Here is a 14,016-nt window from a genome sequence, read left to right on the forward strand (position 1 = left end):
ACATACCGAATGTGAGATAGCAGCGTTTGTGAAGCAATTCACAGTTCAAATTTGCACCAACACAGCTAAGTAAATGTGTAAATTGTGGTAAACCACATAAAGGAAAAAAGGTTAAAACTTTGCTGGTTACGCCATGTTTTCGATACAAAACGTGCGGCTAAATAGCCGCACATTTCATTAAACTAACGTCACGATTGCGGCTTAGCTAAACCTCTATCGGTGCCTCACTGCCACGCTTTTTCAAGCTCAGCATTGCCACACAGCCTAAGACACCATCATCACGGTTGCATAGCATAAAGTGGCCATCATGGTCGCTAATCACCTCTTTACAGATGGCAAGCCCTAGGCCTAAGCCATCTACCTTAGTCGTGTAGAAGGTCGCCATAACCGTATCGGAATCCATCGCTAAACCTTGGCCATTATCGGTAATATGCACATTGACTTGAAACTCTTTAAAATTCAGTTCGATGTTAATTTTACCAGCACGGGCATTTTCACTATCCGCTATCGCATCTAAACTATTTTTGATGAGGTTTATTAGCACCTGCAGCAGACCGACACGGTCGGCGCTAATAAAGAAGGGCTCACCTTTTATCTGGGTATTAATCTGTATCTCTCGTCTGGCTAACTCGAGTCTTAATAGTGAGATACTCTCCTCGACTAAAGTAAGGATATTCACATCGACCATCACCGCCTCACGGCGCTTAAGCAGGCCTCGAATTCGATGCACTACCTCACCTGCGCGAGTCGATTGCTTATGGATTTTCTCTAAAAGTTCGATACAAGACTCAACATCGGCTTGCTGCTTTCCTTGCAGACGCATGATGCCACCCTCACTGTAACTGGTTATCGCTGCGATAGGCTGGTTGATCTCATGGGCCAAACCAGCACCAATCTCCCCCACAATAGAAGCGCTTTGTAAACGCTCAAGCGCCACAGCCTGCTGTTTAAGTTGGCGCTCTGACTCGATTAACGAGCTGCTCTTTTGATGAAAGCGGTATTCAATCCATAGGTGATAAAGCGTAGCGATAATAAACACGAAAACGGACAGAATGCCCCAGTGACGATTCTCCTCTAGCCACTTTTTCACCGCCTCCCAGCGGCTACTATCAGGAGTTTTAACATGCAATTCTTTAAATAACTTAATCACTGCAAGCTGACTAATGGGAGAAGTCCACCCCTTAAGTTGCGCCTTGATAGCTGCTGGTGAATCCGAAGGCAGCTCCAATAATGCTTGGGTGATCTCTTTGCTCAGTTCAGGACTAACGCTCTCTGTCGCAGCAAATGACCAGTTAGGGTACAAGGTCGTACTGCACTGACACTCAACCCCATCAGGGCGACTCGGATTCAACACTCGAAAATCACTACTTTTAAGTACCCCACGCGCCACCATATCTTCTAAGGTACACAGAGGGGTAATGGCCGCATCCACATTGCCATCTCGCACTTGATAGAGCAGCGGATCGAGTGGGAACCCTAGAAACTTGGTCTCGCCAAAAAAGGTATCAGGATCCATACCTAAACTGTGCATCAAGCCCACAGTTGCTTGATATCCACCCAGCGCATGGGGATCACTCGCCGCGACCACCTTGCCTTTTAAGTCATACAAGGTGCGATAGTTACTGTCGGCCTTAACAATTATCGCCGAGCCAATTGCCGAAGTGGTGCCGTTATGGCGCTTAGAGCGCATCGTCGCCAGCCAAGACAGGGGGTATTGGTTCGATAGGTATAGATATTGTCCTGGGTTGGTGATAATGAACTGGATTTGCCCCAGCTCCATAGCAAGATTAAGCGCCTCAAAATTTCCCGGATACACATGGAACTCGGCATCAGGAACATGCTCATTCAGATACTCCATCATGGGCGTCCAACGCTCTATCGCGTGTTGATGCCCCCAGTTTGCTAACACGCCCACATAGAACTGCTGCGGCTTAGACCAAGCTACCGATGAGAACAAAAGTACACATATACAAAGCAACAACCGAGACAATTAACGTTCCTTAAAATCCACTCCACTCGGTATCTAGCTATAAAGCCATAACGCAACAATATTAGGCGCTCGCTTAGGTAAAAGTGGAGTTATGTTATTTAGCAATAGCTTACGCTAGCCTGTGAATTTTAGAGCGTGATGCAATTCATGCTTTATAGATTATTGTTGGATTAAAGCGGCAAACTGGGATATCTATCATCTAAACACCAACAAACATAAGGGGTTTGCGTGCAACAGGAGATAAATGGGCCAGTCTATCTAGTCGATGACGATGACGCGATTGTCGACTCGATAGGTTTTCTGATGGAAGGTTATGGCTATAAACTCAATAGTTTTAACAGTGGCGATCGTTTTTTGGCTGAAGTCGACTTAACCCAAGCAGGATGCGTAATATTAGATGCGCGCATGCCAGGACTAACAGGACCTCAAGTACAACAACTACTCTGTGATGCCAAGAGCCCACTGGCTGTAATTTTTTTAACCGGACATGGCGATGTACCTATGGCGGTAGATGCCTTTAAGAACGGGGCTTTCGACTTCTTCCAAAAACCGGTTCAAGGTAGCTTACTGGCGCAATCTATCGCCAAAGGGTTGGCTTACAGTACAGAGCAACATCAAAAGCTCACAAACCAAGCCTTAATTGATACCTTATCAGAGCGGGAAGCCCAGATTTTCCAGCTAGTGATTGCAGGCAACACCAATAAGCAGATGGCAAATGAGCTTTGCGTTGCGATTCGCACTATCGAAGTTCATCGCTCAAAACTGATGACTAAGCTAGGAGTAAATAACTTAGCTGAACTCGTCAAACTTGCTCCACTACTTGGCCATAAGGCTGAATAGGTTCAGCTAAGATAATGGCTAGCTGTCATCCAGTCAGCTAGCTATTAAAATTATGGTACCAATCTCGAACCCGAGGAAAATGATCCTTCACCGCATCTTTGTGAGTCAGCATTCCGCCGTGATCATAGTCATGTTTAAAGCCCTGCTTTTTTGACAACAAAGTATAATCGACCTGCTTAATTTGGCACTCGGCGATCATCCGCTGTACGTCACTTGGATTACCCAGTACCGTATCGCCTTTGGCTGCGATAAACCAAGACTTGGGCCAATTAGCGTGACTCGCCGCAAGTTGGTAGTCAAAGCCATCGTCGTGATCGACCCACTTGCCTCGTACCCAATCGATGCTCTGACGTAATGATGCCCGAGACTCATTATCCATGCCAATTCTGAGTTTATCGGCAGGCAGATAACCACTACGCCACGCTATCATCGGTGCCACCTTGTTCCAAACGAGATCGACACTCAGCCACTTTTTAATAGACTTGACCTTAATGCGGCGTTTACTACCAAAAGTCACCAAGGAGGCAACGGACTCTTGCAAACTGCTATAACGAGCAATGGCACTGGCCATCAACACCCCACCCCAGGAATGAGCACACCAATGCACTCGCTTAACCTTAGGGTGAAGCGATAAAATATACTGTTGAATAAGCGGCAGTTGCTCTCGAATAACCTCACCTTGACCCGCTTTAAAACCACGAGCTAGCTTCGGTTCACTCAAGCCTCGCCCTAAGGTATCTAATACATATACCACCACACCCGAATCAGCCAAATAACAGCCCAGCCCTTTGCCCGACTCACTGTAAAACACGCGTCCATTCGACATAGCGCCATGCAGCATGAGCACTGGCGGCTTACTCATATCTGCTTGAATAGGACTTATCTGCCTTAAGTGCAGATGGCCGTGATTGTAGGGGATATAGAGGGATTTCTGCTGAATATTCAAATGCTAAAACTCTTATTTTTTTCTAAAACTACTGAAGTTAGAGGGCAAAAACAAGAGCAAAAACTCTAATCAAATAGCTGTGGTAAGGCATTTAAAACAGACATAATAGCCAGCAGACTAAAAGGATCAAAGTGATAGGGGCCTTTTTTAAACGTAAAAAAGGCTCATAACAAAATTGTTATGAGCCTAAAAGCTGAACGTCAGTATTAACAATCAAACTTGATGTCCAATCCCTAGCACTATTTACCAGCTAAGTGCGTTGAAACAGATAAGGTAACACCTTAAGGTTGAGTCGATTGATACTGACATCCGCAGCTTGAACCAGCTTTGGCTTAGCATGGTAGGCAATACCAAAGTCTGCAGTATTGATCATCGGAATATCGTTTGCGCCATCACCTATCGCCACCCTCTGCCCTACAGCAATCTGCCACTGCTTGGCGCAGTTAAGCACGGTATCGGCCTTATATTGAGCATCGACCACTTGACCTGAAACCGTACCAAGCAGCTTACCGTTATCAATATCTAGCTTATTAGCAAAAGCAGCATCAAGCGCCAAAAGCTGTTTAAGGTGGTTCACAAAGGGAGTAAAACCACCTGATGCCACCACAGTGCGCCAGCCATGACTCTGCAGCTCGGCAACCATCTCCTTAAGACCCGGCATTAATGGTAACTTGGCACATAGGGTATCGATAATTTCAGCATCGGCACCTTTAAGCTTAGCAACGCGCGCTCTAAGGCTCTGTTCGAAATCCAGTTCACCTTGCATTGCCAGCTCGGTAACTTCCGCTACAGCGGGTCCCACCCCCGCCATTGCAGCTAATTCGTCGATACACTCGATTTCAATCGCCGTTGAGTCCATATCCATGACTAAAAGACCCACTTGGCTTAGCTGGGGCGCATCGAAAGTTAACTCAAATAACTCTAAAAAAGCCGTCTCACTAATAGCGGCAATCTGTTCGGCGCTTAAAGGCTCTGGAGTACAGACTTCAATGCAATTGAGGCCGCAATCACGTTTAATCAGGGCAAGGCTCAACTTGCAATTTAGGGACTCAAGCCAACGGTCTACGGCCTCATTAATAATCTGCAGCTGCGTAGCGTTTAGGGTTTCTAGTTCGGAAAACAGGATCCGATAACGAGAAAACCCTTTTGGATATTCCGTCTCATTATGACGAAAATAACTTTGTTCCCCAGCAGTAAAAGACATGCTACCTTCAGTACTTAACCAAGCAAAAACAGTCGATTGACTCAAACTTTCCATTAGTTATAGCTCTCCAGCTACCGAGCACAGACATAATCAATTATGATTAGGTGAGTACACAATAAATTAAGGGTTTCAGTGTTCTATTTAAAAGGCCTAAAAAAGAGCCATCGAATAAGTCGCCTACTACAAATCATTATAGCGATCGCCCTATTCATCGGTCTCGATCAGTTGTGGGAAACTAGCCTACTACAAGGACAGCAGCTTCTAAAGTCCCAAACAGAAAAGATGGCAAGATTGCTGGTTCAGCAAACGGCTTATGGGGCTGCGCCTGCGCTTCAATTGGAAAATGATGAACAACTGCAGTGGCTGGCACAAGCATTGGTGTTAGACCCTAAAGTCATGTCCGCCAGCATCTTCAGCGAAGATGGTGTCAGGTTATCATTCGCTCAAAGCGTTATCGATGAAGAACTAGAGCCTGATTCTGAAGAACTCGCCTCTATTTTAGAGCAATACCCCCCCTATGTTGAAGCCGTGTCTCAAGATGGCAAAAACTTAGGTTATGTTGAGGTGCGTCTAGAACCAAAGTATTTCTTTAATGAGATTAAAGAAGCTCATCATATCAATATGGAACAGCAACAGATAATGCTGCTGATTGCAGGCCTCATCGGCATGTTGCTATCTCGAGCGCTCTCTTTTAAGCGCGCAGACTTTGATAGGCGTAAGGCCAGAGTCAAACTACGACGACTACTGGCAAAAAAAGCTGAGAAGGCCGCGGCAAAGGCTGCAAAAAAACAAGCAAACGATGCCAAAAAGCAGGCTAAAAAAGTAAGCTCAGATGATATGGGAAATGCTAAGTCAGCTCACGATGTAGCAACACTACCGCCCGAAGCTGGACAGGTTGAGTCTGAATCTACAACGCCTAAATCCACTGAGTCAGCAGTGGCTGTCGTCGAAACGAAAGCGAAACCTGCGACGAATATCGTACCGAAAACAGAATCTGAGACTGTGACTCATATTGAGTCCATGACTGAAACGCAGGTAAGGCCTGAAGTCAAAGCGAAGCCAGAAATAACGGTTAAACCAAAAACAGCGGTAAAACCTAAGGCTACAACCAAGTCAAAAGTGACGGTTAAAACGGCATCAAAGCCCAAGGCAGCGACAAAGGCTGGATCTGAAAGTAAGACGAAAGCGAAGGCTACACCTAAGGCTGAATCTAAGACTAAGCCAAAGCCAAAGCCAAAGCCAAAAGCTCAACCTAAGCCCGCTCCGAAGACGACTCCAGACTCAGACTCAGACTCTGCATCAGAGTCAGAATCTGACTAATACTAAAAATCAGACGATGAGCCAGTGCAAAATTCAGCTGACCACATGCTCAGGCAGGCTCTTACGGGTATGAGTTACAGAGAAGCCTTAAATGTATGGGGTATAACTGACTGACAAGTCACATAAATACAACTGAAGCAGAAAACAAAAACGGACGCATAAGCGTCCGTTTTATTACACTGCAGTCTGCGACTGCAAAGCATTACAATTACAGAGTAATTGCAGCTTCTAGAGTCATCTCGATCATTTCGTTGAAGGTAGTTTGACGCTCATCAGAAGAGGTCTTCTCACCTGTACGGATATGATCTGATACAGTAACAACACATAGTGCCTTAGCACCGAACTCTTTTGCTACGCCGTATAGACCAGCAGCTTCCATTTCGACACCTAGAACGTCCATCTTTTCCATTACGTCAAACATAGTTGGATCTGGTGTGTAGAAAAGGTCAGCAGAGAAAACGTTACCAACGCGGTACTTAGTACCTTTTGCGTCAGCAGCTTTAACAACTGCGCTTAGTAGGCTGTAATCACAGATAGCAGCGAAGTCTTGGCCTTTAAAACGTAAACGGTTAACTTGTGAGTCAGTACATGCACCCATACCGATGATTACGTCGCGAACTTTAACGTCAGTGCTAATCGCGCCACAAGTGCCCACGCGGATTAGGTTCTTAACACCATAATCTTTGATCAATTCAGTTGCATAGATTGAGCAAGATGGGATACCCATGCCTGAACCCATAACTGAAATGCGAACGCCTTTGTAAGTACCAGTGAAACCTAGCATGTTACGAACGTCAGTCACTTGCTCAACGTTTTCTAGAAACGTTTCAGCAATGTACTTAGCGCGTAGTGGATCGCCTGGAAATAGAACTGTATCGCCAAATGCACCGTCTACGGCATTAATGTGTGGTGTTGCCATCAGAATAACCCCTATTTGTATTTTTTAGACCGTCGTTAATAACTTGAGTCTTTGTTTACTAACGGTCCAAAGTGAACCGTCAAATTTAAATATTTTCACGGTTTATGAACGAACAAATGACTCGCCATATTCCATAGGTTCAAGCTTAAAGTAACTCGCAATTGACTGCCCCATGTCAGCAAAACTGCTGCGGCGTCCTAATGAGCCAGCGTCAAGACCTGCACCATAAGCTAAAACAGGTACGCGCTCACGAGTATGATCGCTACCAGGCCAGGTTGGATCACAGCCGTGGTCTGCGGTTAGCAGTAAGAAATCATCTTCGTCGAGTAACGCTAAGATCTCTGGTAAACGTGAGTCAAAATACTCAAGGCTACGCGCATATCCAGCAACATCACGGCGGTGACCATAATGAGAGTCAAAGTCGACAAAGTTAGTAAATACAATCGTATTTTCGCCCGCTTGCTTAACTTGCTCTAAAGTCGCATCGAATAGATCTTCAAGACCTGTAGCCTTGACCTTCTTAGTGATACCACAGTGTGCGTAAATATCAGCGATCTTACCAACACTGACCACTTCACCGCCTGCCGCTTTAAGCTTATCGAGCACGGTGGGTGCTGGCGGCTCAACTGCGTAGTCACGTCGATTACCTGTACGAGCGAAATCACTAGGGCCAGTACCAATAAACGGACGCGCAATCACACGACCAATATTGTAATCTGCTAGTTCCTCACGAGCGATAATGCAAAGCTCATAAAGCTTCTCAAGACCAAATGTCTCTTCGTGACAAGCTATCTGGAACACCGAATCGGCAGAGGTGTAGAAAATAGGCTTACCAGTGCGCATATGCTCTTCACCAAGCTCCTCTAAGATAACTGTACCAGAAGAGTGGCAGTTACCAAGAAAATCACTTAAACCCGCTCTGGCTAGAATCTTATCTGTGAGCGCTTTTGGAAAAGAGTCCTGCTTATCACCAAAGTAGCCCCATTCATAAAGAACAGGTACACCCGCCATCTCCCAATGCCCACTCGGTGTATCTTTACCCGAGCTTAACTCGTCAGCATGGCCATAAGCGCCAATGATCTCGACATCATCACCAAAGCCTGCAGGAAACTCACCCGTGCTCTCTTTTGATGCATGACCTAAGCCTAAACGTGCCAGGTTTGGAAGCTTCAATGGCCCTTCTCGACCATCATTTGCCTTACCTTCTGCACACGCTTTAGCGATATTGCCAAAGGTGTTTGAACCCACATCACCAAAGGCCTCTGCATCGTGTGCTGCACCGATGCCGAACGAATCTAGCATCATGATTATAGTACGTTTCATAAACTGTGCTCCGTTACAGATCCGACTCGCGGATATAACGATAAATTTCCGGTGTTTTTTCCGGTTTAGTATCGCCAATGTGAATCGCTTTTTTCACTGCAGCTTCAGCTTCAGCAAAGGCGTTTTCAGATTGAGCATGAATAAAGGCAATCGGCTTATCAGCATTGATCTCATCGCCCAGCGCACAGACCTTAGAAAGTCCAACACTATAGTCCAGAGTATCCCCTGGCTTGCGGCGACCGCCGCCGAGTGTAACAACTGCAAGGCCGAGTTCACGAGTGTCCATTGACGATGCAAAACCAGCTCTGTCCGCATAAACAGGACGAATAATTTGCGAGTCTGGTAGATACTTACTGTAGTTCTCAACAAAATCAGTTGGACCACCAAGACCTGACACCATGCGACCAAAGATCTCTGCGGCTTTACCGTTATCCAGTACCGCGTTCAATTTGGCGCGCGCATCGCTTTCGCTACTTGCAATACCACCAAGCTGTAGCATTTCTGCGCACAGACCCATAGTCACTTCATATAGACGTGGGTTACGGTATGCACCTGTCATAAAGTCGACCGCTTCTTTGACTTCAACCGCGTTACCTGCACATGACGCCAATACTTGGTTCATGTCAGTGAGTAATGCCGTCGTCTTAGTACCAGCACCATTGGCAACAGCAGTAATGCTGCGCGCTAACTCTTCAGAAGCTTCATAGGTTGGCATAAATGCGCCCGTGCCAACTTTTACGTCCATGGCTAATGCATCTAGACCGGCAGCAAGCTTTTTAGAAAGAATGGAAGCTGTGATTAACGAGATAGACTCAACCGTTGCGGTATTATCACGAATAGAATAGAAGCGCTTATCAGCAGGAACCAGATCGCCTGTTTGACCAATAATGGCCACGCCGGCTTCTTTTACTACCTTGCGAAACAGTGCGCTGTCTGGCTCAGTATTGTAACCAGGGATGGCATCAAACTTATCTAGGGTACCACCAGTGTGGCCAAGGCCTCGACCAGAGATCATTGGCACATAACCACCGCAAGCCGCCGCCATAGGGCCTAACATCAAACTAATGACATCCCCCACACCGCCAGTTGAGTGCTTATCGATAATCGGACCATTAAGATCCAATGACTGCCAGTTGAGCACAGTGCCGGAGTCACACATCGCAGTGGTTAACGCAATACGCTCATCCATGTTCATGTCATTGAAATAGACCGCCATGCCCAGGGCTGCGATCTGACCTTCTGAAACCGTATTGTTAGTTATCCCTTTGACGAAGAATTGGATCTCTTCAGTCGTTAGGGCCTGTGCATTACGTTTTTTACGAATAATTTCTTGAGCTAAAAACATGTACTACCTCCAAGAATGTAACTGAGTTTCTACTAGGTGGAAATTTCAGTTATCAATCTGCTTAAGGGGAATCAAAAGTCGTAATATTGTTACATACTAACGAACTTTTGATACACCTAATTAGATTTAGATCACACTTAACAACAAGCTTAATCTTTAAAGGTTAGTAACCTTGTGCACCTTGTGGAGCATCGCCTAACTCAAGCGTATGAAGCAGGTTAGTCAAAAGACTTGAAGCACCAAAACGGAATGTCGCTGGAGTTGCCCAGTCGTCACCTAGAAGACGAGCTGCAACGCCTAAGAACTCAGCTGCAGCTGCAGCGTCTTTTACGCCACCCGCAGGCTTAAAGCCAACTTTAGGATTCTTTTCGCTAATCACTGTCATCATGATCTCAGCCGCTTCTAGAGTTGCGTTTACAGCAACTTTACCAGTAGAAGTCTTGATGAAATCAGCACCCGCATCGATAGATAGCTCAGACGCCTTACGAATAAGAGCAGGATCGGCTAATACACCTGATTCGATGATCACTTTAAGAAGTACATCTTCGCCGCATGCTTCTTTACAGGCTTTAACCAGCTCGAAACCAACCGTTTCGTTACCTTCCATTAGTGCGCGGTATGGGAATACTACGTCAACTTCATCAGCGCCGTAAGCAACTGCAGCGCGAGTCTCTAATACTGCGATAGCGATATCATCGTTACCGTGTGGGAAGTTAGTCACTGTTGCGATTTTAATGTCATCGCCACCGATTTCATTCAACGTTTTACGTGCAATAGGAATGAAGCGAGGGTAAATACAGATTGCAGCGGTATCACCAGCTGGTGTCTTAGCTTTATGACAAAGCTCAATCACCTTCTGATCGGTGTCGTCGTCATTAAGAGTTGTAAGATCCATTAGACTAATGGCTTGTTGTGCTGCTTTTTTTAAGTCGCTCATAATAGCTCTCCGAGAAAGATTCAAATTATTAATTTAAAACAGAAAATTATCGCACGGCGATGCCTAAAACTGGCTGATTTTGATTATAGTTATGGGCCGGGCCTTCGGACATTACCGAATATATGTTTAACGGCCAATAGGCATTAAACACAAAAATACTATACAGGTATCCAACGTTGTTAACTCCAATGAGCGCAACTATCCTGACACTAGTGTCACGACTTGAATCCATGAAGACCGGGAAGGGAAATTGATACTACTTATTTCTGCCTTTCCGCGAAAAATCCATTTTAGCGCGTAATTAATCTATTATAACTTTTTCTGTAACTTCTCTTATGTCGCTTTTTTATTCGAGAAGAGTCGTTAATACTTACCTAAACAAGCTTGTTAGCTGAGCCCCGTTAAGTGAGCATAATAAATATAGCTGATGCTTAAGTAAAAATTAACACCTTAATATTACCGTTTGCGATTTAGCTGACCAAAAATTGAAATAAAATTTTAAGAACAAAAGAACAGTGAGTGGAAGTTAGATAGAGCCGCGAAATTCGCGGCTCTGACATAAACTCACAAAGTTTAAGCTAATGCTTAGAACTTGTAAGTCGCAGTGAAGTAATGTGCGAAACCAGTAGATTCTAGACCGAAAGTACCGTCATCTTTAAGAAGGTAAACATCGTTGTATGCCTTCAGACCGTAACCAAGAGCATAGTTCTCTGAGTGCCAGTGTAGACCGAAGTATGCAGCACCACCACTAGAAGTGAAGGTAGTGTTTACGAAGTCACCATTGTCGTCGTATGCATTAACTTCATCAGCGCCAAACTGGTAATCAACATAACCTTGGAAAGAGATGAAAGATCCGTTGTCGAAGTTAACAACTGGCTTGAACCAGTTCATAGAGAACTGGTAACCGTTCCAGTCTTTAGCATTCATGTCATAGTATGAGTATAGGTTCATGCCAGTTTTACCTAACCATGGAACCATTACGTCAGCACCAATACCAACTGAAGCATTGTTAACGTCTTCACCGATAACACCACCACCCCAGTTAAATAGAGTTGCGATATAAACTTCTTGGATAGGACCAACAGAAAGATCCATACCTGTCATAGCATCGATAGAGAAGCGAGGAGCAAACTTCATGAACATTCTGCTCTTGTCTGCGCCTACAGCTTTGTCGCCTGAGCTGCTAGTTGTTAGGTTGAACACGTCAACGTAACCGTATAGATCAACGATGCCAGCACGGCCACCGAATTCCATCTCTAGGTAATCGTGACCGCCGTCATCAGCTTCAGAACGTGGAAGTTCGTTTACAGCGTACATAGCGTTAAACTGCATCCAGCTGTAATCGCCAGCGCGAAGGTCAGTACGGTCAGCAGCGAATGTAGGTGCAGACATTGTTGCAGCAACTGCAGTAGCAGCTAGTGCTAAAGTTTTAACGTTTTTCATCATCAACCCCATTTCTATTTATGGTTTGCTGCTCCTCTTTATTGAAGAGTCAGCGTTTCTTTTTTATGGCGCGCATTCTACTTTATTTACATCAAACATCAACATTATTAATGTAAAAATGCGAACACTAAGTTTTAACATTCGAACAACTTTATGGTTTTGAGACAGCTTATGCTGTCACATCACTCTTATTGTTGTTTTTAAGCCGAAACAAACCCTAACCCTAGTTATTGATCATTTCGTTAAATGTTAAGTTTGGAAAACGATTGACTTACATTTGTTTTAGCTCGACTAGAGCTAAAACAAAGACTGAGCCATATAGGCTCAGTCTAATTTAAGGCTTACAACGCTAGGAATAGACCCGCAATTGTTGCACTCATTAAGTTAGCTAGAGAGCCAGCGATAACCGCGCGGATACCAAGCTTAGCTAGGTCATGGCGACGAGTTGGAGCCATAGAACCTAGACCACCAAGTAGAATCGCGATTGACGATAGGTTAGCGAAACCACATAGAGCGAAAGAGATAATCGCTTTAGTACGGTCAGACATTGCTACGCCAGTCTCTGCAACAACCATACCGCCGTCAGCAAGATCTTTCAGGTATGGAGCAAAGTTCAGGTAAGCAACGAATTCGTTAATGACAATCTTCTGACCGATGAAAGAACCTGCAACTAGTGCTTCGTTCCAAGGTACACCGATAAGGAATGCTAGCGGCATGAAGATGTAACCTAGAATCAATTCTAGTGTTAGATTTTCCATACCGAACCATCCGCCTACACCACCGATGATGCCGTTGATCATAGCGATCAAACCAACGAATGCTAGAAGCATCGCACCAACGTTTAGTGCTAAGTGCATACCAGATGAAGCACCCGCAGCAGCAGCGTCAAGAACGTTAGCTGGCTTATCAGGATCTTCTGGTAAGTCGCTCATGTCGTTCTTTGCTTCTTCAGTTTCAGGATGCATCAGCTTAGCCATTAATAGACCAGCTGGTGCTGCCATGAATGAAGCGGCAACAAGGTATTCGATTGGTACACCCATCTGCGCGTAACCAGCCATTACTGAACCCGCGATAGATGCAAGACCACCAACCATAACAGCGAATAGCTCAGAGTTAGTCATCGTCGCGATGAACGGACGAACAACAAGTGGCGCTTCTGTTTGACCAACGAAGATGTTAGCGGTAGCTGACATTGACTCTGTACGACTTGTGCCAAGCGCTTTTTGTAGAGCACCACCGATGATACGGATGATCCACTGCATGATGCCTAAGTAGTAAAGAACTGCGATTAGAGAAGAGAAGAAAACGATGATAGGTAGTACGTTAATGGCAAAAATAAAGCCAACTTTGAAGTTAGCTAAATCACCAAATAAGAAACCGATACCACTTTGAGCGTATCCAATAACACTAGATACGGCATCCGACACGCCTTGCAGAATGTCTTTACCGACTGGGACATATAGAACAAAACCACCAAAAGCGGCCTGAATTGCTAATGCACCAAATACAGTACGTTTATTAATTGCTTTTCTATTGTTTGATAACCCGAAAGCTATCGCTAGTAGGGTGACCACCCCTACCAAACTCATTAAAATATCCATTAACCATCACCCTATTGTTAATACTTTTTAATTATGTTGTTAACCAACCTTTTTTTACGACCCCGATTATACCCGACCAAGCTGCTAAAAGCGTTGTCTTGATCAAATTTTTGAGGTTTTATTTCAATGATTTCGTTGAGATTTATGG

Annotated in this window: 11 protein-coding genes; 2 read left to right on the forward strand and 9 right to left on the reverse strand. The window is 44.9% G+C overall.

Annotated features, from left to right (window positions below; translation table 11 throughout):
* Positions 1 to 205: 205 nt before the first annotated feature.
* Positions 206 to 1,990: a sensor histidine kinase gene (locus tag JMA39_RS10525; RefSeq protein ID WP_202721834.1), complete on the reverse strand. Its 1,785-nt coding sequence runs from the start codon at positions 1,988 to 1,990 to the stop codon at positions 206 to 208.
* A gap of 228 nt (positions 1,991 to 2,218) precedes the next feature.
* Between JMA39_RS10525 and JMA39_RS10530 the strand changes: the two genes are divergently transcribed.
* Positions 2,219 to 2,830 (forward strand): response regulator transcription factor, encoded by a 612-nt coding sequence (locus tag JMA39_RS10530; RefSeq protein ID WP_202721835.1) that lies wholly within the window; start codon positions 2,219 to 2,221, stop codon positions 2,828 to 2,830.
* 37 nt (positions 2,831 to 2,867) lie between these two features.
* Here the strand turns inward: JMA39_RS10530 and JMA39_RS10535 are convergent, their stop codons facing one another.
* Together JMA39_RS10535 and serB are read right to left on the reverse strand one after the other, a co-directional pair.
* Positions 2,868 to 3,776, reverse strand: coding sequence for an alpha/beta fold hydrolase (locus JMA39_RS10535; protein ID WP_202721836.1), 909 nt, complete (start codon positions 3,774 to 3,776; stop codon positions 2,868 to 2,870).
* 250 nt (positions 3,777 to 4,026) lie between these two features.
* The gene (serB, locus tag JMA39_RS10540; protein WP_202721837.1) at positions 4,027 to 5,034 is read right to left on the reverse strand and encodes a phosphoserine phosphatase SerB; all 1,008 of its coding nucleotides are present in this window, start codon (positions 5,032 to 5,034) and stop codon (positions 4,027 to 4,029) included.
* A 78-nt stretch (positions 5,035 to 5,112) separates the two neighbouring features.
* Here serB and JMA39_RS10545 point away from each other — a divergent pair, with 78 nt between their 5' ends.
* On the forward strand, positions 5,113 to 6,300 hold the full coding sequence (locus JMA39_RS10545; protein ID WP_202721838.1) for an AhpA/YtjB family protein: 1,188 nt from the start codon (positions 5,113 to 5,115) through the stop codon (positions 6,298 to 6,300).
* Between the two features lie 208 nt (positions 6,301 to 6,508).
* Here the strand turns inward: JMA39_RS10545 and deoD are convergent, their stop codons facing one another.
* The 6 genes from deoD to JMA39_RS10575 all read right to left on the reverse strand — a co-directional run bounded on the left by deoD (position 6,509) and on the right by JMA39_RS10575 (position 13,868).
* Positions 6,509 to 7,219: a purine-nucleoside phosphorylase gene (gene deoD / locus JMA39_RS10550; RefSeq protein WP_202721839.1), complete on the reverse strand. Its 711-nt coding sequence runs from the start codon at positions 7,217 to 7,219 to the stop codon at positions 6,509 to 6,511.
* A gap of 102 nt (positions 7,220 to 7,321) precedes the next feature.
* Positions 7,322 to 8,542, reverse strand: a complete 1,221-nt coding sequence (locus tag JMA39_RS10555; RefSeq protein WP_202721840.1) for a phosphopentomutase — start codon at positions 8,540 to 8,542, stop codon at positions 7,322 to 7,324.
* 13 nt (positions 8,543 to 8,555) lie between these two features.
* The gene (gene deoA, locus JMA39_RS10560) at positions 8,556 to 9,887 is read right to left on the reverse strand and encodes a thymidine phosphorylase (protein WP_202721841.1); all 1,332 of its coding nucleotides are present in this window, start codon (positions 9,885 to 9,887) and stop codon (positions 8,556 to 8,558) included.
* A 163-nt stretch (positions 9,888 to 10,050) separates the two neighbouring features.
* Positions 10,051 to 10,824, reverse strand: a complete 774-nt coding sequence (gene deoC, locus JMA39_RS10565; protein ID WP_202721842.1) for a deoxyribose-phosphate aldolase — start codon at positions 10,822 to 10,824, stop codon at positions 10,051 to 10,053.
* A 585-nt stretch (positions 10,825 to 11,409) separates the two neighbouring features.
* A complete protein-coding gene (locus JMA39_RS10570) occupies positions 11,410 to 12,267 on the reverse strand; it encodes a nucleoside-specific channel-forming Tsx family protein (protein ID WP_202721843.1) in 858 nt (285 codons plus the stop codon).
* A gap of 341 nt (positions 12,268 to 12,608) precedes the next feature.
* Entirely contained in the window at positions 12,609 to 13,868 is a 1,260-nt protein-coding gene (locus tag JMA39_RS10575) for a NupC/NupG family nucleoside CNT transporter (RefSeq protein WP_202721844.1), read from the reverse strand.
* Positions 13,869 to 14,016: the final 148 nt, after the last annotated feature.

The sequence above is a fragment of the Shewanella schlegeliana genome, from assembly GCF_016765635.1.
Lineage (GTDB): Bacteria > Pseudomonadota > Gammaproteobacteria > Enterobacterales > Shewanellaceae > Shewanella > Shewanella schlegeliana.

What these genes read in the sequence shown, in the direction of transcription:
- serB (WP_202721837.1), bottom strand. Translation starts at nt 5,034, where the DNA reads ATGGAAAGTTTGAGTCAATCGACTGTTTTTGCTTGGTTAAGTACTGAA.
- deoD (WP_202721839.1), bottom strand. Translation starts at nt 7,219, where the DNA reads ATGGCAACACCACACATTAATGCCGTAGACGGTGCATTTGGCGATACA.
- JMA39_RS10555 (WP_202721840.1), bottom strand. Translation starts at nt 8,542, where the DNA reads ATGAAACGTACTATAATCATGATGCTAGATTCGTTCGGCATCGGTGCA.
- deoA (WP_202721841.1), bottom strand. Translation starts at nt 9,887, where the DNA reads ATGTTTTTAGCTCAAGAAATTATTCGTAAAAAACGTAATGCACAGGCC.
- deoC (WP_202721842.1), bottom strand. Translation starts at nt 10,824, where the DNA reads ATGAGCGACTTAAAAAAAGCAGCACAACAAGCCATTAGTCTAATGGAT.
- JMA39_RS10570 (WP_202721843.1), bottom strand. Translation starts at nt 12,267, where the DNA reads ATGAAAAACGTTAAAACTTTAGCACTAGCTGCTACTGCAGTTGCTGCA.
- JMA39_RS10575 (WP_202721844.1), bottom strand. Translation starts at nt 13,868, where the DNA reads ATGGATATTTTAATGAGTTTGGTAGGGGTGGTCACCCTACTAGCGATA.